Below are 22,314 nucleotides of genomic sequence, written 5' to 3' on the forward strand. Positions count from 1 at the left end.
CGGCGGAAATTGCAATAGAAAATGTTGCGTCGCAACAAAAAATTAGAGGCGAACCTCCAGAAAGCGTTTGCGGCGCACCCTCCGCCACAATGCAAGCTTGCCTGTTTCGCCCCTGAGAAAGAGAGCCTGACCCGGCCATGAAGGCGTTCTATTCCGACCAGTTCGTGCTTCCGCTGCCACCGGGGCACCGGTTTCCGATGGCCAAGTACCGCCTGCTGCGCGATCGCGTCGCCGCCGGGTTGCCGCAGGTCCGGTTCGCCCAGGCGCCAGCGGCCAGTGATGGTGAACTGGCGCTGGTGCATGCGCCCGCCTATGTCGAGGGCATCGCTTCGGGGCAGATCGATCCGCAGATCGTGCGTGAGATCGGATTTCCCTGGAGCGAGGCGATGGCCGCGCGCGCGCGGCGGTCTGTGGGCGCCACCATCGAGGCGTGTCGTGCCGCGATGCAGGAAGGTGTAGGCGCCAACCTGGCCGGCGGCACGCACCATGCGAGCGCCCAGCGCGGCGGCGGGTTCTGCGTCTTCAATGATGCGGCCGTGGCTGCCCGGCTGATGCAGGCCGAGCAGGGGCGCCGCCAGCGCCAGCCCTTGCGGGTGGCGATCATCGATCTGGACGTGCACCAGGGCAACGGCACGGCGTCCATCTTCGCCGGCGACCCCAGCGTGTTCACCCTGTCGCTGCATGGAGAGAAGAACTTTCCGTTCCGCAAGGTGGCGGGTGACCTGGACGTGGCCCTGCCCGACGGTTGCGGCGATGATGACTATCTCCACGCGCTGGACTTGGCGCTCGACGAACTGGCGCTGCGCTTCGAGCCGGGTCTGGCCATCTACCTCGCCGGCGCCGACCCGCATGAAGGCGACCGGCTGGGGCGCCTGAAGTTGACCCAGGACGGACTGGAAGCGCGCGACCGCAAAGTGTTCGACTGGGCCTGGCAGCGCCGCCTGCCGCTGGCGCTGACGATGGCCGGTGGCTACGGCACGAACATCGACGACACGGTGCAGGTCCAGTTCAATACCTGGCGGGTGGCAGCGGCCTACTGGTGTCGCTGGCAGAATCTGCCTGGATGAGTCCCACCAAACCCCAGGCCGAGCCGCGCAGCGCCTACAGAGTCTTTCGCACCATCACCACGCGCTGGATGGACAACGACGCCTACGGCCATGTCAACAACGTCATCTATTACAGCTGGTTCGACACGGCGGTCAACGCCCACCTGATCGAGCAGGGCGTGCTTGATATCCACCAGGGCGAGACCATCGGCCTGGTGATCGAGACCCAATGCAACTATTTCGCCCCGCTGGCCTTTCCCCAGGCGGTCGAGGCCGGGATCCGGGTGGCCAAGCTCGGCACCTCCAGCGTGCGCTATGAAGTCGGCCTGTTTGCGCAGGGCGAGCCCATGACTGCCGCCAAAGGCCATTTCATTCACGTGTACGTGGACAGCGCCACGCGCCGGCCGGTGCCGCTGCCCGTATCCCTCAAAACCGTTCTGGAGCAGCTCAAGTGACTTCTTTGCCCACGTCCCAAGTCAGCACCGTGATCAGCGATCCGGCCAGCGTCGACGCCGCCATCGAGAGCCGCTTTTCTGCGCGCGCCTTCCTGCCGCGCCCGGTCGAGCGCGAGGTGCTGGCCGACCTGCTGCGCGTGGCCAGCCGCGCGCCCAGCGGTACCAACACCCAGCCCTGGCAGGTCTATGTCCTGCAGGGCGCGCGCAAGGACGAACTGGTCAGGACGATCTGCGAGGCGCACGACGCGATCTCGGTCGATCCGCAACTCGCCACCGAGTACCGCGAGGAATACGACTACTACCCGGAAAAGTGGATCAGCCCCTACATCGACCGGCGCCGCGAATGCGGCTTCGGCCTGTATGGCGTGCTGGGCATTGGCAAGGGCGACCGCGACAAGATGCACGCGCAGCACCAGCGCAACTTCCGCTTCTTCGATGCGCCCGTCGGCCTGATGTTCACCATCGACCGCATCATGGGCCGCGGCAGCCTGCTCGACTACGGCATGTTTTTGCAAAGCATCATGCTCGCGGCGCGCGCGCGCGGGCTGCACACCTGCCCGCAGGCGGCCTGGAACGGTTTCTCGAAGATCATCCTGCCGTACATCGGGGCCCGGGACAACGAGATGCTGGTCTGCGGCATGGCGCTGGGCTATGCGGATGAGTCGGCGCTGGTGAACACCTTCCAGACCACGCGGGTACCCGCCGAGTCGTTCACGCACTGGATCGAGTGAACTGATGGCCTCCACGCTCCCCGTTGCGCGTGGTTCGCTGGACGTGCCAGCGCTACAAGCGCAGGCCCTTCGTGCCGTCCCGATGTGCGCAGGCACATCGCGAGCCGCGGCACTCAGCCCCGAGGGGGTGCTCGCCGCCTTGGGGCGGCCCGGCGGCGGCTCGATGGCGCTCATGTAGCCCCGCTGCGCATGACTTTCTTCGCCATCCAGGTCCTCAACGGCCTGAGCTACGCCACCACGCTGTTCCTGATGGCCGCCGGCCTGACGCTGATCTTCGGCGTCACGCGCATCGTCAATTTCGCGCACGGCAGCTTCTTCATGCTGGGTGCGCTTCTGACGGCGCACTGGGTCACGAACTGGTTCCCGGCCTGGGGCGAGAGCGCGGGCCTGTATGCGCTGGCGATGTTGCTGGGCGCGTTGGCGGCCGGTGTGGCCGGCGCGCTGGCCGAGTTTGTCTTGCTTCGCCGGCTGTATGGGGTGCCCGAGCTGTACCAGCTGGTGGCCACGTTCGGCCTGACGCTGGCGATGAGCGATGCCATGCGCTGGGGCTTCGGGCCCGGCGAAGTCTTCGCGCCGCGATTCCCTGGGCTCAAGGGGGCGGTTGAACTGTGGGGCGAGTTCTTTCCGGTCTGGCAGCTGGTGACGATGACGCTCGGGCCGCTGGTGTGGCTGGGTTTGCACCTCCTTCTCACCCGCACGCGTTTCGGTCAGCGTCTGCGCGCCGCCACCATGGACCGCGCCATGCTGGATGCGCTGGGCGTCAACCCCAAGCCGCTGATGCTGGGTGCGGTGATGCTGGGCTGCGCCCTGGCCGGGCTGGGTGGCGCGTTGCAACTGCCGCGCGAGCCGGCCAACCTGCAGATGGACGTGAACGTGATCGTCGAGACCTTCGTGGTGGTGGTCACAGGCGGCTTGGGCAGCATCGGCGGCGCGTTCTTCGCGGCGCTGCTGATCGGCCTGATCCACGCGCTGGGCGTGAGCCTGTTTCCGCAGGCCACCCTGGTGCTGGTGTTCCTGACCATGGCCGTGGTGCTGGCGGTGCGTCCACAGGGCCTGATGGGCCAGCCGCTGGACGCGGGACCGCGGGAAATCATCCAGAAATTCCATCAGCCCAGCGTCAAGAGGTCGTTGGGCGCTCTTTATTTCGCAGCGTTCTTCGGGTTGTGCGCGCTGGCGTGGACCGGCGGCGAATACACCCGTTCGCTGGCGTCCGACGCGCTGATCCTGCTGATCTTCGGAGTCAGCCTGCAATCCATGATGGCGCTGGGGGGGCTGGTGAGCTTCGGGCATGCGGCGTTTTTCGGGCTGGGTGCCTATGGCGCGGCGCTGTCGCACACGCAATGGGGGGCGTCGCTGCCGGTGGCGCTGGCGGCAGGCTGCGCCCTGGCGCTGGCGGTGGCCGCGGTGTTTGGCGCGGCAGTGGTGCGCAGCGCTGGCGTGTACCTGGCCATGCTGAGCCTGGCGCTGGCACAGGTGATCTGGGCCACGGCCACGCAGTGGGTGGCCCTGACGGGCGGCGACAACGGGGTGATCGGCCTGCGCCTGGTTAGCGACGACACCCGGCCGCTGTTCTTCGTGCTGCTGGTGTTCATTGCCAGCCTCAGCGTGGCGGCGTTGAGTCGGCTGGCCGGCTCGACCTTCGGTGCGGCGCTGCAGGCGGTGCGCGATACCCCGCAACGCGCGGCGGCCAGCGGCCTGCCGGTGAACGGAATCAAGTACCGCATCTTTGTCGAAAGCGCCGTGCTCGCAGGCCTGGCGGGCGGCCTGGCCGCCGCGCACAAGGGCGCGGTGTTTCCCTCGGCGGCCAGTGTCGCCACCTCGGTGGATGCGCTGCTGGTGGTGCTGCTCGGCGGCGTGCACCAGCTCTGGGGCGCAGCGGTGGGCAGCGCGGTGCTGACCTGGGCCAGCGCCGAGCTGGGCAGCAGTGTGGCGGTGTTGCGCGACTACTGGCGCGGTGCGCTCGGTGTGTTCGTGATGGCGATCATGGTGCTGTCGCCCTCGGGGCTGCTCGGGTTGCTGCAGCGCATGAAAGGCGCTCGTCGGGCTGCCAGTCCCGCGGACCCGGGGGGCTCGAGATGACGCTGTACGTGCGCCAGCTCGTCAAGCATTTCGGCGGGGTGCAGGCCGTCAAGGGCGTGAGCTTCGAGGTCAACCCCGGTGAATGCGTGGCGCTGATCGGCCCCAACGGGGCGGGCAAGTCCACCACGTTTGCGTGCATCGCCGGCCAGCACAGGCTGACCCAGGGCGAAGTCCGCTGGGCCGGCCAGCGCGTCGATCGGCTGCGGCCGGCGCAGCGCCAGAAGCTCGGGGTGGCACGCACCTTCCAGGTCGCGCAGACCTTCGAAGCCCTCACCGTGCTGCAGAACCTGCAGCTGCTGATGACAGCGCCGCGCGGGCTGCGGGCCTGGAACGTGCTGGAACGCGCCGAGGTGGATGCCGCGCTGGCGCGGCTCGAACAAGTCGGCCTGCGGGATCTGGCACAGGCCGACGCGAAGGACCTGCCCTACGGTGCCAAGAAGCGGCTGGAGCTGGCCATCGCACTGGCCGGCCTCCCGGCGCAGGGCCCGCGTCTGCTGCTGCTCGACGAGCCCGCTGCCGGGCTGGCCGGGCCCGAGCGTGCCGAACTGATGGCACGGGTCACTGCGCTGGCCCGAGAGGGCGTGGCCGTGCTCTACACCGAACACAACATGGATGCCGTCTTCGGCGTGGCGGATCGGGTGCTGGTGCTGATCGACGGCCTGCTGGCCGCATCGGGCACCCCGCAGGAGGTGGCGCTAGACGCCACCGTGCGCAGCCGCTACCTGGGGCGCGGTTTTCAGGCAGGGGATGTCCATGTCTGAACTGCAGGTCCGTGATCTCAAGGTCTGGTATGGCGCGGCACAGGCGCTGTTCGATGTGTCGCTCACCGTAGGTGCGGGAGAGCTGGTCGTGCTGGAAGGGCTCAACGGGGCCGGCAAATCGACGCTTTTGCAATCCATCTTGGGCCTTTCCCAGCGTCAGACGGGCGTCATCCGCTATCAAAATCAAGACGTCTCCGACTGGGCGCCGCACCGGCGCGCGCACGCCGGGCTCGGTTTTGTGGCCGAAGATCGCCGCCTGTTTGGTGCGTTGACGGTGCAGGAGAACCTTCTGATCGCCGCGCGCGGCGATGTGGCGGGCAACACGGCCCGGGTGCTGGCCTTGTTTCCGGCCCTGGAGCGGATGCTGCAGCGCCGCGCCAGCCAGATGAGCGGCGGCGAGCAGCAGATGCTGGCCATCGCCCGCACGCTTATGACCAGCCCGAAACTGCTGCTGCTCGACGAGCCCTGCGAAGGCATCGCCCCGCTGCTGGTGGAGTCGATCCGCGATGCGCTGCTGGCGCTGCGCGCCGAAGGCATGCCGATGCTGGTGGCCGAGCAGAACCGCATCCTGGCCGATCGTGCCGACCGGGTGCTGACGCTGGCCAGCGGCCGTCTGGCCGGCTGATGTCCTCGCACCCGCCGCACCTCAGGCCAGCAGGCGCTCCCATCCCGGCCAGCTTGCGCGGTCGATCGCAAACTTGCGCGAGGCCGCGCTCCAGGACACCCCGCGCGCCATCGCGTCGGCGAACGCGGCGCCATCACTCACACGGGTGCCGCCCAGCAGCGTGACGCCGCGGGCGAACAGCGCATCCGGCCAGAGCCCGGCCGAGGGGCCGATGACAGCGAAGGTGTCGGCCTGTGGGGCGGCGGCGAGCATCGCGTCCAGCGTGTCATTGAGCAGCATGGTCGAGGTGCCGACCACCTTGTTGCAGGCGGCGAGCGCCGAGCGTTCCAGTGTGACGTGCACCTGCGGAAAGCGCTGCTGCTGGCGCCGCACCATGGCCTCGTCCAGTTCCAGCACCGAGAGCCGCCCGCCCACCGCCTGCACCTGGTGCACCAGTGGGGGGAAGAAGCCGATCATGCCCAGATGGTCGTGGCCGGTCAGCCGCACATCGCCCAGGGAGTTGCCCGCCGGCGGCGGCTGGTAGCCCACCTGGCGCCAGACGGCGTCGGTCATCGCGTTGATGGCGGCCAGAGCCAGGGCTCGCTCCACCGGGGTGCCGCCGTCGAGCCGGCGCGCCAATTGCAGGGGGTCGGCTCCGGCCAGGCGCTCGCCGCTGTGTCCACTCCGGGCACCGGTCAGCGCGTCCAGCGTGTCGCCCAGCAGCACGTAGGACAGGCCGAACGCGCCGTTCTGCAGCTCGATGGCGCAGAACTTCGCGTCTTTCGGCGCCTCATCCCCGGGCGCATCGGCCGGGATGTGCAGGCGCGCCACGCGCGGCGGCGGGAAGCGCGCGGCGATGGCTTCCAGCTGGGCGATCAACACCGGGGCCAGAGCAGGCGCAGGCAGGTTGGTGGCGGGCTTGGGGGATGGCATGGGCGCGGTCATCAGACCCCGATTTCAGCACAGGCGGGCGCGGGTTTTGCCGGGGGTGAAAGGGCCCCCGGAGGGTGCCGGCGCCGAAGTCCTTCCCGTACACTGGGGGCTCAGCATGATGACGGCGCGCGCCGCCCCGTCAGGACCGCAGCGATGATCATCACCAGCCTACTCGACACCGACCTCTACAAGTTCACCATGATGCAGGTGGTGCTGCACCAGTTTCCGGGTGCGCAGGTGGAGTACCGGTTCCGCTGCCGCAACCCGGGCGTCAACCTGGCCGCGCACGTCAGCGAGATTCGCGACGAGATCCGCTCGCTGTGCAGCCTGCACTTCCAGGACGCGGAGCTGGCCTACCTGCGCACGCTGCGTTTCATCAAGAGCGATTTCGTCGATTTCCTCGGCCTGTTCCGGCTCAACGAGAAATACATCACCGTCACCGCGCTGCCCTCTGGCGAGATCGACATCACGATCCACGGGCCCTGGCTGCACACCATCCTGTTCGAGATCCCGGTGCTGGCGATCGTCAACGAGGTCTATTTCCGCAACACCACGCCGGTGCCGGATTTCGTCGAAGGCCGCAAGCGGCTCGACCACAAGATCGCGCTGCTGCACGCCGACGGCCTGCGCGAGCTCAAGATCGCCGACTACGGCACCCGCCGGCGTTTTTCCAAGGCCTGGCACGAGGAGGTGCTGCGCGTGCTGATTGCGCGCCTGGGCGCGGGCGCAGCCGGACAGTTCGCCGGCACCAGCAACGTGCTGTTCGCCATGAAGCTGGGCCTGACCCCCTTGGGAACCATGGCGCACGAATACCTTCAGGCCTGCCAGGCGCTGGGCCCGCGCCTGCGCGACAGCCAGGTGTTCGCGTTCGAGTCGTGGGCCAGGGAATACCGCGGCGACCTGGGCATCGCCCTGTCCGACGTGTACGGCTTCAACGCCTTCCTGCGCGACTTCGACATGTACTTCTGCAAGCTGTTCGACGGCGCGCGCCACGACAGCGGCGACCCTTTTGCCTGGGGCGAACGCCTGATCGAACACTACCGCAAGAACCGGGTCGACCCCCTGACCAAGACCTTGATCTTCAGCGACAGCCTGACCGTGCCGCGCACCATCGAGCTTTACCAGCGCTTCAAGGGCCGCTGTCTGCTGGCCTTCGGTATCGGCACCAACCTGACCAACGACCTGGGTGATCCGCCGGAGCATGTGCCGCTGCAGATCGTCATCAAGATGGTGCGCTGCAATGGCCAACCGGTGGCCAAACTGTCCGATTCACCGGGCAAGGGCATGTGCGACGACGAGAAATACCTGGCCTACCTGCGGCAGGTGTTCGAGATCAGCGACAGCGCGTGAGGGGCCTGGCCTGCCAGGCGAGCCAGAACAAGATCAGGAGACACGACATGAAATGGAATCGTTGGGTGTTGGCGCTGGTGCTTGCGGGTTTGTGGCCAGGCCTGGCCGCGGCCGCCGAACTGGACGGCAGCCAGTTGTCCGCGCTGTGGGCGGTGCCTTTTGCCAGCCTGCTTTTGTCGATTGCGGTGATGCCGTTGGCCGCGCCGTTTTTCTGGCATCACCATTTCGGCAAGGTGGCCGCTGGCTGGTCGTTGGCCTTCCTGTTGCCGTTCGCGCTGGTCTTTGGTCCTGCGATGGCTGGCGTGAATCTGGTGCATGCGCTGCTGGCCGAGTACATCCCGTTCATGATCCTGCTGACCGCCCTGTTTACCGTGGCTGGCGGCATCTACATCCGCGGCAATCTGCATGGCGCGCCGGTGCTCAATACGGCCATCCTGGCGATTGGTGCCGTGCTGGCCAGCGTCATGGGCACCACAGGCGCCTCGATGCTCATGATCCGGCCGCTGATCCGGGCCAACGACAACCGCAAGCACCAGGTGCACGTGGTGGTGTTCTTCATCTTCATCGTGTCCAACGCCGGCGGCTCGCTCACGCCGCTGGGCGATCCGCCGCTGTTCCTGGGTTTCCTGAAGGGCGTGGATTTTTTCTGGACCGTGAAGCACATCTTCCCGGAGACGCTGTTCCTGATCGGATCCCTGCTGGCCTTGTTCTTTCTGCTGGATTCCTGGTACTACCATCGCAACAGGGAAGTCCGGCCCGTCGACCCGACCCCCGACACCCGGCGCATCGGTTTTGACGGGAAGATGAATTTCTTGCTGCTGGGCGTCATCATGGGACTGGTGCTGCTCAGCGGCATGTGGAAATCTGCCGTGGTCTTCGACGCGTTCGGCACCGAGCGCGGACTTCCCGGCATCGTGCGCGATATCGGACTCATCATCGTCACCCTGATCTCCCTGAACATCACGCCCCGGAAAGTGCATGAGGACAACCAGTTCGCCTGGGGTCCGATGCAGGAGGTGGCCAAGCTGTTTGCCGGCATCTTCCTGACCATCATTCCGGTCATTGCCATGCTCAAGGCCGGCGTGAACGGGCCGTTTGGCGCGGTGGTGGCCGCCGTGACGCGGCCCGACGGAACGCCCGACCCGGCCATGTACTTCTGGGCTTCGGGCATCCTGAGCTCCTTCCTCGACAATGCGCCGACTTACCTGGTGTTCTTCAATACCGCAGGCGGCGATCCGCAGGTGCTCATGACCACGATGGCCACCACGCTCGCCGCCATCTCGGCGGGCTCGGTGTTCATGGGGGCCAACAGCTACATCGGCAATGCGCCCAACCTGATGGTCAAAGCCATCGCCGAAGACCGGGGTGTCAAGATGCCCAGCTTCTTCGGCTACATGGCCTGGTCGTGCGGCATTCTGGTTCCGCTGTTCCTCATCATGACACTGATCTGGTTTCGCTGACCCATTGCCGCAGTCCTTCACACCATGACCAAACCCCACATCCTGGTTGCCCGCGCCATCTTCCCTGAAACCCTCGCCCGACTGGCACAGCAGTTCGAGGTCGAAGCCAACCCCGACGACGCCATCTGGACCAAGGCGCAACTGATCGAGCGCCTGCAGGGCAAGGTGGGTGCCTTCACCACCGGCAGCGAGCGCGTCGATACCGAGGTGCTGGCGGCCTGCCCCCAACTCAGGATCGTCGCCAACATGGCCGTGGGCTACAACAATTTCGACGTGGATGCCATGACCGCCGCCGGCGTGCTGGGCACCAACGCGCCCGACGTGCTGACCGAGACCACGGCCGACTTCGGCTTTGCGCTGCTCATGGCCACGGCGCGGCGCGTGACCGAGAGCGAGCATTTCCTGCGCGCGGGCAAATGGACCAAGTGGAGCTACGACATGTTTGCCGGTGCCGAGGTGCATGGCAGCACGCTGGGGATCCTGGGCATGGGTCGCATCGGCCAGGGCATCGCCCGGCGCGGCACGCGCGGCTTCGGCATGAAGGTGATCTATCACAACCGCTCAAGGCTTTCACCCGAGCTGGAAGCCGAGTGCAAAGCGCGCTACGTGGACAAGGAGGAGTTGCTTCGCACCGCCGACCACCTCGTGCTGGTGGTGCCGTACTCCGCCGCCTCGCATCACGCGATCGGCGCCGCCGAACTGGCGTTGATGAAGCGCACCGCCTGCCTGGTGAACATTGCACGCGGCGGCATCGTGGACGATGCGGCGCTGGCCGTGGCCCTGCGCGAGAAACGCATTGCGGCGGCGGGCCTGGATGTGTTCGAGGGCGAGCCGAAGGTGCACCCGGACCTGCTGACCGTGCCCAACGTGGTGCTGACACCGCACATCGCCAGCGCCACGATTCCGACCCGAATGGCCATGGCGAACCTGGCGGCGGACAACCTGATCGGCTTCCTGACGCAAGGCAAGCCGCTGACGCCGCTGAACCCCGAGGTGCTGACGCGTTGACGTGCCGGCGGGAACTGGCGACCGGCTGGTCTGGCGCTTCAGGCGGCAGGTAAGCCAGAAGATCCATTTGGCCAGGAATTTGGAATCAAAATGCCAATATCCCAGCGTAGAATCGTCATTTGTTGCTATAAATATTGAAGTATCATGCATTCATGCCGGTGGCTTTGATCGCGCCGTGATTTCAACCAAGCCCCATGTCTGACACCCATTTCCTGATCCTCCTTGGCGCTGCGATCCTCATCGCGCTGCTTCAACTCGTCGTGCTGCTGCGCAAGCCGCGCATCGAGCTGCCGCCCGAGCTGCTCGCGCAGCTCCAGCGGCTGGAGCAGCAGACGCAGTCGACCCGCATGGAAGTGGCCAAGAACGACGGCGCGCTCGACGGCATGGCGAACCAGCTGCAGGGTTTCACCCAGGCGACCAGCCACAGCCTGGAGGCGGTGCGTCAGGCTGTGGACGAGAAGCTGGCGCAGGCGGTGGCCGAGTCGCGCACCGGCCGCACCGAGCTGCTCGCCGCCTTTGCCGCGTTTGAGGCGCAGCTGGCGCAGCGGCTGACGGCGCTGGACGCGGCCCAGAGTCTGGCGCTGAGCAGCTTTCGCACCGAGCTCACCGGCACACTGGGCACGATGTCCGGTGCGCTGCGCGACCAGCTCGACGGCAACGGCAACCAGATCCGCAACCAGTTCACGGTGCTGCAGGAGTCTTTGTCTCAGCAACTCGCTTCGCTGGTGCAGGGCACCCAGCAGAACGCCGAGCAGCTGCGCACGGCACTCAACGAGCGGCTCGCCGCGATCCAGGCCGACAACACGGCCAAGCTGGAGGAAATGCGCCGCACCGTCGATGAAAAGCTGCACGCGACGCTGGAGCAGCGCCTGGGCGAGTCGTTCAAGCTGGTCAGCGACCGGCTGGAGCAGGTGCACAAGGGCCTGGGCGAGATGCAGACGCTGGCCAGCAGCGTGGGCGACCTGAAACGCGTGATGACCAACGTGAAATCGCGCGGCACCTGGGGCGAGGTGCAGCTCGGCGCCATCATCGACAACGTGCTCACGCCCGACCAGTACGCGAAGAACGTCAAGGTCGTGCCGGGCAGCGACGAACTGGTGGAGTTCGCCATCCGCCTGCCGGGCCGGCAGGACGAGCACCCGGTGTGGCTGCCGATCGACTCCAAGTACCCGGTGGAACACTACCAGCGCCTGATGGACGCACAGGACAGCGCCGACAAGGCTGCCATCGCGTCGGCGGGCAATGCGTTCGAAGCCTCGATCCGCTTCGAGGCGAAGAAGATCTTCAGTAAATACGTCTCGCCGCCGCACACCACTGACTTCGCCATCCTGTATCTGCCCACCGAAGGCCTGTTCGCCGAAACCTTGCGCCGCCCCGGCCTCATGGAGGCGCTACAGAACGACTGCCGCGTGATGATCACCGGCCCGGCCAACCTGGCGGCCATGCTCAACAGCCTGCAGATGGGCTTCAAGACGCTGGCCATCGAAAAACGCTCGTCCGAAGTCTGGAGTTTGCTCGGCCAGGTCAAGAACGAGTTCGCCAAGTTCGGCGACGTGGTCGAAGCCACGAAGAAGTCCATCGACGCCGCCGCGAAGAAATTCGACGAGGTCGGCACGCGCACCCGGGCCATCCAGCGCAAGCTGCGCGACGTGCAGGACTTGCCGGCGCCTGCTGCGGGCGATCTTCCCGCCCTGCCGATGCAACCCCTGATGGATGACGAATAGCCTGAACGCGCCGCTGGCCCGGTTGATCGCCGGCCAGATCTGCCTGCACGCCTGCATGGCCGGCATGCGCATGGCGGCACCGTTGCTGGCCCTGCAGCAGGGCTACAGTGCCGCGGCCGTGGGGGTGTTGCTGGCCCTTTTTGCCCTGACCCAGGTGTTCCTCGCGCTTCCGGCGGGGAGGTTTGCCGACCGCCATGGGCTGCGACGGCCGGTGCGCTGGAGCGTGGGCATGGCCTTTTCGGGTGCGGCGCTCGCGGTGGCCTTTCCGGTGTATCCCGTGCTGTGCCTGAGCGCGCTGATGACGGGCGGTGCCGCCGGCGTGGCCGTGATCGCCCTGCAGCGCCACGTCGGGCGGGCGGCGGACAACCCGACGCAGCTCAAGCAGGTGTTTGGCTGGCTGTCGATCGGGCCGGCGGTGTCGAACTTCATCGGGCCGTTTGCTGCAGGCTTGCTGATCGACCATGCGGGCCCGAGCGCCGGCTCATTGCCCGGCTACCGGACCGCGTTTGCCCTGATGGCCGTGTTGTCGCTGGCCACCTGGTTCTGGGTGCGTCACACCCGCGAGCTCCCTGCGGTCGCGCCGAAGACCGGGGTCGCCAGATCGCGCGTGCGCGACCTTCTGCGCGAGCCCATGATGGGCCGCCTGCTGGTGGTGAACTGGCTGCTCGCATCCTGCTGGGACGTGCACACCTTTGTCGTGCCGATCCTGGGCCATGAGCGCGGCTACAGCGCGTCGGTGATCGGAACGATCCTGGGCGCTTTTGCCATCGCCGCCGCAGTGATCCGCCTGTTTCTGCCGATGCTGGCGGCGCACCTGAAGGAGTGGGTCGTGGTCTCAATGGCCATGGGGATCACGGCGCTGATCTTTGCCGTCTACCCGCTGATGCCTTCGGCCCTGACCATGGGCTTGTGCTCGGTGCTGCTCGGGCTGACGCTGGGCTCGGTGCAGCCCATGATCATGAGCACCCTGCACCAGATTACACCGCCGCATCGGCAGGGCGAAGCGCTGGGTCTGCGGCTGATGACGATCAATGCCTCCAGCGTGATGATGCCGCTGCTGTTCGGCGCGGCCGGCGCGCTGATCGGGGTCAGCGGGGTGTTCTGGGTGGTCGGTGCGGCGGTCGGTGCGGGTACGCGCCCGGCATGGCGGCTGCGTCCGAAGACGGCGAGACCGGCTGGCTGAATCCCGACTTACACCGCGGTGTCCCAGGGCGCCGAGAGGCGTACTGCGCCGTTGATGATGCCGACCATCGAATAGGTCTGCGGAAAGTTACCCCAGAGTTCACCGGTGGCGGGATCGAGGTCTTCGCTGAGCAGGCCCATTTTGTTGCGCCGCGCCAGCAGCGCCTCGAAGGCTTCGCGCGCCTGCTCGCGCCGGCCAATGCGGGCCAACGCGTCCACGCGCCAGAAAGAGCAGACGTTGAAAGCGGTCTGGGGCCGGCCAAAGTCATCCTCGGCCTCGTAGCGGCGCATGAACGCGCCGTCGCACAGCGAATGTTCCAGCGCCTGCACCGTGCTCACGAAGCGCGGGTCCTGCGGCGGCAGGAAACCCACCTCGGCCATCAGCAACACGCTGGCGTCGAGGTCGCGCCCGCCCAGGCTTTCGACGAAGGCCTGGCGTTCATGGCTCCAGGCGTGCTGCAGGATGTTGCCGCGAATGATTTCCGCCCGCTGGTGCCACAGGCTGGCGCGCACCGGCAGGCCCAGCACCACGGCGATGCGAGCCAGCCGGTCACAGGCGGCCCAGCACATCAGCGCCGACGAGGTGTGCACCCGCGCGCGGGTACGCAGTTCCCAGATGCCGGCGTCGGGCTGGTCGTGCAGGCGCCAGGCCTGCTCGCCCATCATCTCGAGGGCGGCAAAGTCGGCCCTGTCGCCGCGCACCAGCAGCCGGTGGTCGTGGAAGGCCTGGGTGGCACCGAGTACAACGCTGCCATAGACGTCATGCTGAAAATGCTCCTGCGCCTGGTTGCCCACGCGCACCGGGCCCATGCCGCGATAGCCCTTGGCGTGCGCAACGATCGATTCCGGCAGCGAGCGTTCCAGCCCGATGCCGTAGAGCGGCTGCACGTGCCCGCTTGCGGCCCCGCGCACCACGTTGTACAGCCATTGCAGATAGCTCTCCATCGTCCCGACCTCGGCCAGGCTGTTGAGCGCACGCACCACAAAGAAAGCGTCGCGCAGCCAGCAGTAGCGGTAGTCCCAGTTGCGCCCGCTGTGTGGCGCTTCGGGAATGCTGGTCGTCATGGCCGCGACGATGGCGCCCGTCTCCTCGTATTGGCAGAGCTTGAGCGTGATGGCCGCGCGGATCACGGCGTCCTGCCACTCCAGTGGCACCGCCAGGCGGCGCGACCAATGCCGCCAGTACAGCGCGGTCTGCTCCTCGAACTCGCGCGCCGTCTCGTCGATGCCTCCGGCCAGCGTTTCGTCGGGCCCAAGCAGCAGGCTGACGGGCGCCTGCAGGGTGAACCAGGTGCCGTCGATCAGGTAGGTCAGCGGGACGCTGGTATTCAAGCGCAATGTGAGCCCCGGCAGGTTGTAGCGCAGGTGGTGGCTGCCCCGGGTCAGTGTCGGCAGGGTGGCGCCCCAGTCCCCATTGGGCCGCACCACGAAGCGCACCCGCGGGTGCCCGGCCAGCGGCCGCACGCGCCGCACCAGCTGCGCTGGACGAAAGACGCGGTCACGGGTCAAGAACCGTGGCACGAAGTCCACCGTCTCGATCCCGTTGCCGCTGTCGTCCCACAACCGGGTGCGCACGATGGCGGTTCCGGGGTCGTAGGCTTGTTCGATCCGGGCCAGACTTTCCAGTTCGACGGTCATGGCGCCATCCAGCGGCAGGCCTTGGGCACTTTGCAGCAAGGCGTCGAACACCGGCGAACTGTCGAAGCGCGGCATGCAGCACCAGACGATGCTGCCGCTCTGATCCACCAACGCGCTCACCGTGCAGTTGCCGATGGGTGCCAGTTCCAGTGTCGCGGGCTGGCGGGGTAGAGGGGGCGCGTTGGTCATGAAGGAAACCTTCCGGGATGGAGCGTCAAGGCGCAAAATGAGGGTTGAGTTACATTTGTACAAATATACAAGGAAAGCGGATGCACCTTTCAAAACCGTCACATCATGACCTCGGGGTGGCGCGTCGTCCATGAATTTGAAGACGGTCCGCCTGCAACTGAGGTTTCTGCTGCCGCTGGCGGCGACGCTGATCGCGGCCGCTTACTTGGCCGCACCCCTGATGGACCAGGTCACGCTGCGCTGGTTCAGCCGCGACCTGAACAGCCGCGGCGCCCTCGTAGCCAATGCGCTTTCGGATTCCCTGGCCGAGGCTTTGCTGTCGAACAAGGTCGCCCGATTGCAGTCCCTGTTCGACCGCACGTCGCAGGACGAGCGGCTTTTTGCCATTGGTCTGTGCAGCCCCGAGGGCAAGTTGCTGCAGAAGACCGACCGATTCCCATCCAGTTTGTCCTGTGTGGCGGCTCTGGAGCTGTCCCGCCATGCCGAGTCGACCCTGGCGCTGACCGGCGGGCAGGTGCTGGTCGGTGTACATGATGTGATGGGCCATCGGGCCGTGGCCCCGCAGGCCGTTGATCCAGCGCCCGGCGTGCTGCCCGACGAAGCCATCATCGCCCTCGAGGCACAGCAGCCGGCAGAGCTGGTTCAGGCGCCGCCGGTGCTGCTCGGGCGACTCGTGCTGCTGCACGATCTGAGCTTCATCGACCGGCGCAGCCAGGACACGCGGCGCTACCTGATCGGCCTGATTGCGGCACTCGGATTCGTCATCGCGGTGATCACGGTGGTTGTCGCCCAGCTCAGCTGGCGCGGCTGGGTCAATGGGGCGCGCGCCATCATGCGCGGCGAGGGCCTGCTCAGCCCTTTGATGCCCGCCCCGGAACTGGCACCGTTTGCCGCTGACCTGCGCGCCCGGCTGCGCGACCTCGAGGACGAATACCGGCGTTCCCAGGGCCCCGAGGCCGAGTGGACGGCGGATCGCCTGCGCGCGCTGTTGCGCACGCAGCTCAGCGGCGACCAGGTCATCGTGGTGTCGAACCGGGAGCCGTACATCCACGAGCGTTCCGAAAGCGGTGTGGTCGTCAAGCGGCCGGCCAGCGGGCTGGTCACCGCCGTGGAGCCGGTCATGCGGGCGTGCTCGGGCACCTGGATCGCCCATGGCAGCGGCAGCGCCGACCGGGACGTGGTGGACGCGCGCGACCGCGTGCTGGTGCCGCCCGGGCAGGACGACTACTGGTTGCGCCGGGTCTGGCTGACGCCGGAGGAAGAGCAGGGCTATTACTACGGCTTCGCCAACGAAGGCCTGTGGCCGCTGTGCCATGTGGCGCATGTGCGGCCGGTGTTCCGGGAGTCGGACTGGGAGGCCTACCGCGCGGTCAACCAGCGCTTTGCCGACGCGGTGATCGCCGAGGCGCGCGGCGAAGACCCGGTGGTGCTGGTGCAGGACTACCACTTTGCGCTGCTGCCCGCGATGATCCGCGAGAAGTTGCCCCAGGCCACCATCCTGACCTTCTGGCACATTCCCTGGCCCAACCCGGAGTCGTTCGGCATCTGCCCTTGGCGCCGCGAAATCCTGCAGGGCATGCTGGGCAGCACGATCCTCGGGTTTCATACCCGTTTCCACTGCAAGAATTTCATCGAGACCGTGGACCGCTACCTGGAGGCGAGGATCGAGCACGAACATTCGACCATCGCCTTCCAGGAAAAGGAAACCCTGGTCGAGAGCTATCCGATCTCGATTGAATGGCCGGACGAGGCCGAGGTGGCGGGCTGGGCGCCAGTGGAGGCATGCCGCCGCCGCGTGATCGAGTGGCTGGAGTTGCCGGTCGACGTCTGTCTGGCGGTGGGCGTGGACCGCTTCGACTACACCAAAGGGATTCTGGAGCGACTGAACGCGGTGGAGCGGCTGCTGGAGAAATGGCCGTCGTGGATCGGCCGCTTTGTGTTCGTGCAGGTGGCCGCGCCGACCCGGGGCGCGCTGGACGAGTACCGTAGCTTCCAGGAGCGTGTGCAGCGGACGTCTGAGCGCATCAACGAGCGCTTTGGCCGGCCCGGTTACCAGCCGGTGCACCTGCTGGCACAACACCATGAGCACGACGCCGTGTTCGAGCTCTTTCGCGCTGCCAACATCTGCGTGGTGACCAGCCTGCATGACGGCATGAACCTCGTCTGCAAGGAATTCGTCGCCGCCCGCGACGACCTGCAGGGGGTCCTGCTGCTCAGCCGCTTTGCCGGCGCGGCGCGTGAACTCTCAGAAGCGTTGATCGTGAATCCTTATCACGTGGAAGAGACCGCCGATGCCCTGCACCGGGCGGCCACCATGCCGGTGGGGGAGCAGCGCGAACGCATGGCCAGCCTGCGCAGCACGGTGCGCGAGTTCAATGTGTTCCGCTGGGCAGGTCGCATGCTGGCCGACGCCGGGCGCTGGCGCCTGCGGGCGCGCATCGAGGCGCGGGTGCGGCGCTCGGGCGCAGACTGAGATGCCCCTGAGAAAGGCGCCTGGCGGGATGCAGCATCTTTTCACGCCGGCGGGAGAAGTTGCACTGGCGGCAACCCTGCTGCGCCGGCCGCTGCTCGCCTTCGATTTCGACGGCACCCTGGCACCCATCGTGGCCCGGCCCGACGACGCCCGAATCTCGCAGGCCGTTTCGGCGCGACTCAAGAGCCTGGCGGCACAATTGCCCGTGGCGATCGTGACGGGCCGGGCCGTGGCGGATGTGCGGGGCCGGCTCGGATTTGAGCCGCGCTTCATTGTCGGCAGCCACGGGGCAGAAGACGGGCTGGATGCCAGCGCTGCCGCCGCGCGCGCAGGGGCGTTGAATCCCGTGCGTGACCTGCTGCGCACGCGCGGCGCTGACCTGGCGGCAGCGGGTGTCGGCATTGAAGACAAAGGGCAGTCCATCGCGTTGCACTACCGCCTGGCGCGCGAGCAGGCGCGCGCGCCCATGCTCATCCTGGAAGTCCTCGCGCAGCCGGGCCTGTCGGTGCAGGTCTTTGCAGGAAAAATGGTGGTCAACGTCATGGCGCCGGACGCGCCAGACAAGGCAGACGCCGTGCATGCGCTGGTGGCGCGGTGCGGCGCCGCCAGTGCGATATTCGCCGGCGACGACGTGAATGACGAACCCGTGTTTGTCTCGGCGCCACCAGACTGGCTGACGGTGCGCATCGGGCGGGACCATCCGGCTTCACGGGCCCGATACTTTCTCGACAGTCCTGCCGAGATGGCCATGCTGCTGGAGCGCATGCTGGTGCTGCTGGCACGGATCGACGCTTCGTGAATCAAGGGTAATACCTGATCGCCATGTGCATTTGTGCAAATATAATAATCAGGTTGACCGGGTTGTGGGGATCGAGGTCAGCTACTCGAGTTCGGAGCCCTTCGGGGCTCCTTTTTTTCGATCCATCCCATCATGAAACCAGTTGACCCAAATCCCGTCGATCCCGCCAACACGGCGCAGGTGCTGCGCCGCTTCCGGGTGGTTTTCAACGCTGTTCGCACCCACTTCCAGCAAGTTGAAAAACAGGTCGGCCTGGGTGGTGCGCAGGTCTGGGCGCTGAGTGTGGTCAAGGACCACCCGGGCATCGGCATGGGGGGGGTCGCGAAGAGCATGGACATCCACCAGTCCACCGCCAGCAACCTCATCAAGACCTTGCTGCGCAAGGAGCTGATCAGCCTGAGCCGCTCCTCGGGTGACCGGCGCAACGTGCACCTGGAAATCCTGCCGGCTGGTCTGGCCGTGCTGGGACAAGTCTCCGGTCCCTTTGAAGGCGTTCTACCCATGGCACTGGGCAAGTTGCCACAGCGAACCTTGCAGCGTCTGGATCAAGACCTGGGGCAACTCATCGGCCTGCTGAAAGCCGATGAAGAAGCCGGCGGAATTCCATTGGCCGAGCTCTGAACCGAACACTTGCAGGATTCAGATGAGCAGGCCACCCTTGAGCCCCTCTCGACGAACAATGAACCCGCAGCCGTCTTGATGTCGCTACCCCAAAGAGGATCCGGCCGCCTGTCGCCTCGCAATACCGTCAGAACGATGCGCGCCGCGTGGCTGCGTTTACAGCGATCCTGGCGGCCGGTGCGCGACATGGACCCGGAGTTCTGGCGAAAGCTGGGCGCGGAACTTTCGTCCGTCCGCCCTTGGATCGATCGGGGCATCGTCCTTGCCTATGCGGCGCTGACCGGATTGATCGTGGTCGGCTTCACATTGCTGGCTGAAGCGGCCACCCATGGCTTTGCCGCGCTGACGCAAGCGAGCGTTTACGCGAAATACATTTCGCTTTTGTGGACACCGGCGCTGACCGTCGTGCTGCTGTGGTGGACCCGCCGGTTTGTTCCGGGCGCCATGGGTTCGGGCATTCCGCAGGTGGTGCGCGCGCTCGACGACAACCTTGATCACGCCCAGCGAAGCTGGCTGGTCTCGCTGCGGCTGTCCCTGCACAAGATCGGGCTGGTCTCGGGCGGCCTGCTGGCCGGTTTGTCGATTGGCCGCGAAGGCCCGACGGTCCAGGTCGGTGCGGGTGTCATGGGGCATGCCCGGCGCTGGCTGTCGCCGCAATCCGGTCTGGACTCACACGATCTGATGGTGGCTGGGGCTGCAGCGGGAATTGCGGCCGCCTTCAACACCCCGCTGGGTGGCGTCATCTTCGCGCTGGAGCAACTGTCCCGACGGCGCAGCATGTCTCAAAGCTCGCTGGTGATCGTCAGCATTGTGCTGGCCGGCCTTGTGGCCGTGTCCGTGTTCGGCAACGAGACCTACTTTGGCCGCCTGCGGGTGCAGGCGCTCTCCTGGAGTTTGCTGGGGCCGGGCTTGCTGGTGGCGCTGGTTGCGGGCCTGGCCGGCGGGTTGTTTTCCCGTCTGATGATCGTTTGCGCGCAGGGGCTTCCGGATCGATTCAGTCGCTGGCGCAGCCTCTATCCACTGCGCTTCGCTGCAGCCTGTGCCTTGGGCGTGGCCATCATTGGCATCGTGACGCAGGGCGCCACGGCAGGCGCCGGCTATGCGCCGACCCGGGCTTTGCTCGAAGGGCATGCGGACCTGCCGGGTGTCTATACGGTGCTGAAGTTCTGCGCCACCTGGCTGTCCAGCTGGACCGGTGTGCCGGCCGGCGTGTTTGCGCCCTCACTCGCGATTGGCGCGGGCATCGGTCAGGACGTCGCCTTGCTGACCGGTGTAGGGCCGGAAGCGGCCATCCCCCTGATTGCGCTGGGCATGGCGGGTTTTCTTGCCGCAACCACCCAGGGGCCGATCACCGCCTTCATCATCGTGATGGAAATGGTGGCCGGAAACGCCATGGTTCTGAGCCTGATGGCCTGTGCCCTGTTGGCCAGTGGCGTGGCCCGCCTGGTGACCCGGTCCATGTACTTCGAACTGGCTGCCCTGCTGCCCGTGCCGCCCAGTCGTACGGAATCAGACGCTGAGCTTCGCATCGCCAGATGAGCTCAACCGGTGGATGGCAACGTAGCCCGCAAAGGCGTTCGCGCATGTTTCCGGCTCAAATTCCACAATAACCGCAGCCCCTGGTGCCAGGAAGTCCTATCCCGCCCGCGCTGCCAGCGCGTAGAAGTCGCGGATGATGTCCCAGGCTTCCTGAGGATCGTCGACGTACTGGAAGAGGTTCAGGTCTTCCGGCGAGATGGCGCCTTCCTCCACCAGCACGTCCATGTTGATCAGCCGCTTCCAGTAGTCGGAGCCGAACAGGATGATCGGCACCGGCTTGGCTTTCTTGGTCTGTACCAGGGTCACCACCTCGAACAGCTCGTCCAGCGTGCCGAAGCCACCGGGGAAGGCCACCAGCGCCTTGGCGCGCATCATGAAGTGCATCTTGCGCATCGCGAAGTAGTGGAACTTGAAGCTCAGGTGCGGCGTGACGTAAGGGTTGGCCGACTGCTCGTGCGGCAGCGCGATGTTCAGCGCCACTGACGGCGCGCCCACGTCGCGCGCGCCGCGTGTGGCGGCTTCCATGATGCCGGGGCCACCGCCGGTGCAGATGTACAGGCGCTCCTCGGGTGGCAGGTTCAGGCTGTCGGTGGCCACCAGCCGGGCAAATTCGCGCGCCAGTGCGTAGTGGCGGGCATTGCGTTGGCCCCGGCGGGCCTTTTCAAGGTCCTTCGGGTCGCCGCTGGCCAGCGCGGCGGTCAGCGCCGCTTCGGCGTCGTCGGGGGCAGGAAAACGCGCGCTGCCGAAGACGACGATGGTGTTCTCGATGCCCGCCGCGGCCTGGTCCAGGTCGGGTTTGAGCATCTCCAGCTGGATGCGCAGGCCGCGGGTTTCGCGGCGCAGCAGGAATTCGGGGTCTGCAAAGGCGAGCCGGTACGCATCGGGCTCCAGCGGCTGGCCGGTGGCGGCGTGCGCCTGCAGTTCGGCCCAGGCCTCGGCCAGGCGGCTGACTTGGATGTCCTGATTGGTTTCCATGGCGTGTGTCTCGGAGAGGAAAGGATTGACGGGGAGCATAGGGCAAGCGTCTTGCCAATGAAAAAGGCTCCCTGCGGAGCCTTTTTCGGGGCGGGCCGGCGCCAGGCTCAGACGCGCTTGCGATATTCGCCGGTGCGGGTGTCGATTTCGATCTTGTCGCCCTGAGAGACGAACAGCGGCACCGGCACTTCGAAACCAGTGGCGATCTTGGCGGGCTTGAGCACCTTGCCGGAGGTGTCGCCTTTGACGGCGGGCTCGGTCCAGGTGATTTCGCGCTCGACGCTGGTGGGCAGTTCGACCGAGATGGCTTTGCCGTCGTAGAACACCACTTCCACGGCCATGCCGTCTTCGAGGTAGTTCAGGGCGTCGCCCATGTTCTCGGCCTCGACTTCGTACTGGTTGTAGTCGGCGTCCATGCAGACGTACATCGGGTCGGCGAAGTAGGAGTAGGTGCACTCCTTCTTGTCCAGGATGACCTGGTCCATCTTGTCGTCCGCCTTGAACACGACTTCCGTGCCGAAGTTGGCGATCAGGCTCTTGAGCTTCATGCGCACCGTGGCGGAGTTGCGGCCGCCGCGGCTGTATTCGGTCTTGAGGACGACCATCGGGTCCTTGCCGTGCATGATCACGTTGCCGGCGCGGATTTCTTGAGCGATTTTCATAGTGGTTCCAGAGGGTTGGGTCGCTGCCCCGGTAGGAAAATCTACACGGCGGATGCGGCGGTGGCGGCAGGCGTCGGGCCCAGCC

20 protein-coding genes are annotated in these 22,314 nt (G+C 66.4%); 16 read left to right on the top strand and 4 right to left on the bottom strand.

The window, feature by feature from the left end; genetic code table 11:
- Positions 1-137 precede the first annotated feature (137 nt).
- From ACMUOY_RS15900 to ACMUOY_RS15930, 7 genes are read left to right on the top strand one after another with little or no spacing between them, the layout of a single operon-like run.
- Positions 138-1,067, top strand: coding sequence for a histone deacetylase (locus tag ACMUOY_RS15900; protein WP_413893714.1), 930 nt, complete (start codon positions 138-140; stop codon positions 1,065-1,067).
- On the top strand, positions 1,064-1,501 hold the full coding sequence (locus tag ACMUOY_RS15905) for an acyl-CoA thioesterase (RefSeq protein ID WP_413893715.1): 438 nt from the start codon (positions 1,064-1,066) through the stop codon (positions 1,499-1,501). Before ACMUOY_RS15900 ends, ACMUOY_RS15905 begins: the two co-directional genes overlap by 4 nt.
- The gene (locus tag ACMUOY_RS15910; protein WP_413893716.1) at positions 1,498-2,232 is read left to right on the top strand and encodes a nitroreductase; all 735 of its coding nucleotides are present in this window, start codon (positions 1,498-1,500) and stop codon (positions 2,230-2,232) included. Before ACMUOY_RS15905 ends, ACMUOY_RS15910 begins: the two co-directional genes overlap by 4 nt.
- 4 nt (positions 2,233-2,236) lie before the next feature.
- Positions 2,237-2,410: a hypothetical protein gene (locus tag ACMUOY_RS15915; protein ID WP_413893717.1), complete on the top strand. Its 174-nt coding sequence runs from the start codon at positions 2,237-2,239 to the stop codon at positions 2,408-2,410.
- 11 nt (positions 2,411-2,421) lie between these two features.
- The gene (locus ACMUOY_RS15920; protein ID WP_413893718.1) at positions 2,422-4,311 is read left to right on the top strand and encodes an ABC transporter permease; all 1,890 of its coding nucleotides are present in this window, start codon (positions 2,422-2,424) and stop codon (positions 4,309-4,311) included.
- On the top strand, positions 4,308-5,072 hold the full coding sequence (locus ACMUOY_RS15925; RefSeq protein WP_413893719.1) for an ABC transporter ATP-binding protein: 765 nt from the start codon (positions 4,308-4,310) through the stop codon (positions 5,070-5,072). Before ACMUOY_RS15920 ends, ACMUOY_RS15925 begins: the two co-directional genes overlap by 4 nt.
- The gene (locus ACMUOY_RS15930; RefSeq protein ID WP_413893720.1) at positions 5,065-5,697 is read left to right on the top strand and encodes an ABC transporter ATP-binding protein; all 633 of its coding nucleotides are present in this window, start codon (positions 5,065-5,067) and stop codon (positions 5,695-5,697) included. The genes ACMUOY_RS15925 and ACMUOY_RS15930 overlap by 8 nt, the downstream gene beginning before the upstream one ends.
- 21 nt (positions 5,698-5,718) lie before the next feature.
- Here ACMUOY_RS15930 and ACMUOY_RS15935 read toward each other — a convergent pair whose 3' ends face one another.
- Entirely contained in the window at positions 5,719-6,609 is an 891-nt protein-coding gene (locus tag ACMUOY_RS15935; protein ID WP_413893721.1) for a Rossmann-like domain-containing protein, read from the bottom strand.
- A 153-nt stretch (positions 6,610-6,762) separates the two neighbouring features.
- Between ACMUOY_RS15935 and pncB the strand changes: the two genes are divergently transcribed.
- From pncB to ACMUOY_RS15960, 5 genes are all read left to right on the top strand, one after another.
- Complete coding sequence (pncB, locus tag ACMUOY_RS15940) at positions 6,763-7,959, top strand: nicotinate phosphoribosyltransferase (protein ID WP_413893722.1); 1,197 nt, start codon at positions 6,763-6,765, stop codon at positions 7,957-7,959.
- A gap of 47 nt (positions 7,960-8,006) precedes the next feature.
- A complete protein-coding gene (locus ACMUOY_RS15945; protein ID WP_413893723.1) occupies positions 8,007-9,419 on the top strand; it encodes a sodium:proton antiporter in 1,413 nt (470 codons plus the stop codon).
- Positions 9,420-9,443: 24 nt separating this feature from the next.
- Positions 9,444-10,427, top strand: coding sequence for a 2-hydroxyacid dehydrogenase (locus tag ACMUOY_RS15950; protein ID WP_413893724.1), 984 nt, complete (start codon positions 9,444-9,446; stop codon positions 10,425-10,427).
- Between the two features lie 194 nt (positions 10,428-10,621).
- Positions 10,622-12,151 (top strand): DNA recombination protein RmuC, encoded by a 1,530-nt coding sequence (locus ACMUOY_RS15955; RefSeq protein ID WP_413893725.1) that lies wholly within the window; start codon positions 10,622-10,624, stop codon positions 12,149-12,151.
- Position 12,152: 1 nt separating this feature from the next.
- Positions 12,153-13,334 (top strand): MFS transporter, encoded by a 1,182-nt coding sequence (locus tag ACMUOY_RS15960; protein WP_413893739.1) that lies wholly within the window; start codon positions 12,153-12,155, stop codon positions 13,332-13,334.
- Between the two features lie 8 nt (positions 13,335-13,342).
- Here ACMUOY_RS15960 and ACMUOY_RS15965 read toward each other — a convergent pair whose 3' ends face one another.
- Entirely contained in the window at positions 13,343-15,160 is a 1,818-nt protein-coding gene (locus ACMUOY_RS15965) for a glycoside hydrolase family 15 protein (RefSeq protein ID WP_413893726.1), read from the bottom strand.
- Between the two features lie 130 nt (positions 15,161-15,290).
- On the opposite strand from ACMUOY_RS15965, the gene ACMUOY_RS15970 reads away from it, so the two are divergent.
- The 4 genes from ACMUOY_RS15970 to ACMUOY_RS15985 all read left to right on the top strand — a co-directional run bounded on the left by ACMUOY_RS15970 (position 15,291) and on the right by ACMUOY_RS15985 (position 20,592).
- On the top strand, positions 15,291-17,633 hold the full coding sequence (locus ACMUOY_RS15970; RefSeq protein WP_413893727.1) for an alpha,alpha-trehalose-phosphate synthase (UDP-forming): 2,343 nt from the start codon (positions 15,291-15,293) through the stop codon (positions 17,631-17,633).
- Between the two features lies 1 nt (position 17,634).
- Positions 17,635-18,432: a trehalose-phosphatase gene (otsB, locus tag ACMUOY_RS15975; protein ID WP_413893728.1), complete on the top strand. Its 798-nt coding sequence runs from the start codon at positions 17,635-17,637 to the stop codon at positions 18,430-18,432.
- Between the two features lie 132 nt (positions 18,433-18,564).
- On the top strand, positions 18,565-19,053 hold the full coding sequence (locus tag ACMUOY_RS15980) for a MarR family winged helix-turn-helix transcriptional regulator (RefSeq protein ID WP_413893729.1): 489 nt from the start codon (positions 18,565-18,567) through the stop codon (positions 19,051-19,053).
- A gap of 186 nt (positions 19,054-19,239) precedes the next feature.
- Entirely contained in the window at positions 19,240-20,592 is a 1,353-nt protein-coding gene (locus tag ACMUOY_RS15985; RefSeq protein WP_413893730.1) for a chloride channel protein, read from the top strand.
- A 96-nt stretch (positions 20,593-20,688) separates the two neighbouring features.
- Here ACMUOY_RS15985 and ACMUOY_RS15990 read toward each other — a convergent pair whose 3' ends face one another.
- Positions 20,689-21,567: a TIGR00730 family Rossman fold protein gene (locus tag ACMUOY_RS15990; protein WP_413893731.1), complete on the bottom strand. Its 879-nt coding sequence runs from the start codon at positions 21,565-21,567 to the stop codon at positions 20,689-20,691.
- Positions 21,568-21,674: 107 nt separating this feature from the next.
- Entirely contained in the window at positions 21,675-22,229 is a 555-nt protein-coding gene (efp, locus tag ACMUOY_RS15995; protein WP_413893732.1) for an elongation factor P, read from the bottom strand.
- Positions 22,230-22,314: the final 85 nt, after the last annotated feature.

The organism is Candidatus Skiveiella danica (assembly GCF_022705245.1).
In the GTDB taxonomy this organism is placed as follows: Bacteria; Pseudomonadota; Gammaproteobacteria; order Burkholderiales; family Burkholderiaceae_C; genus Skiveiella; species Skiveiella danica.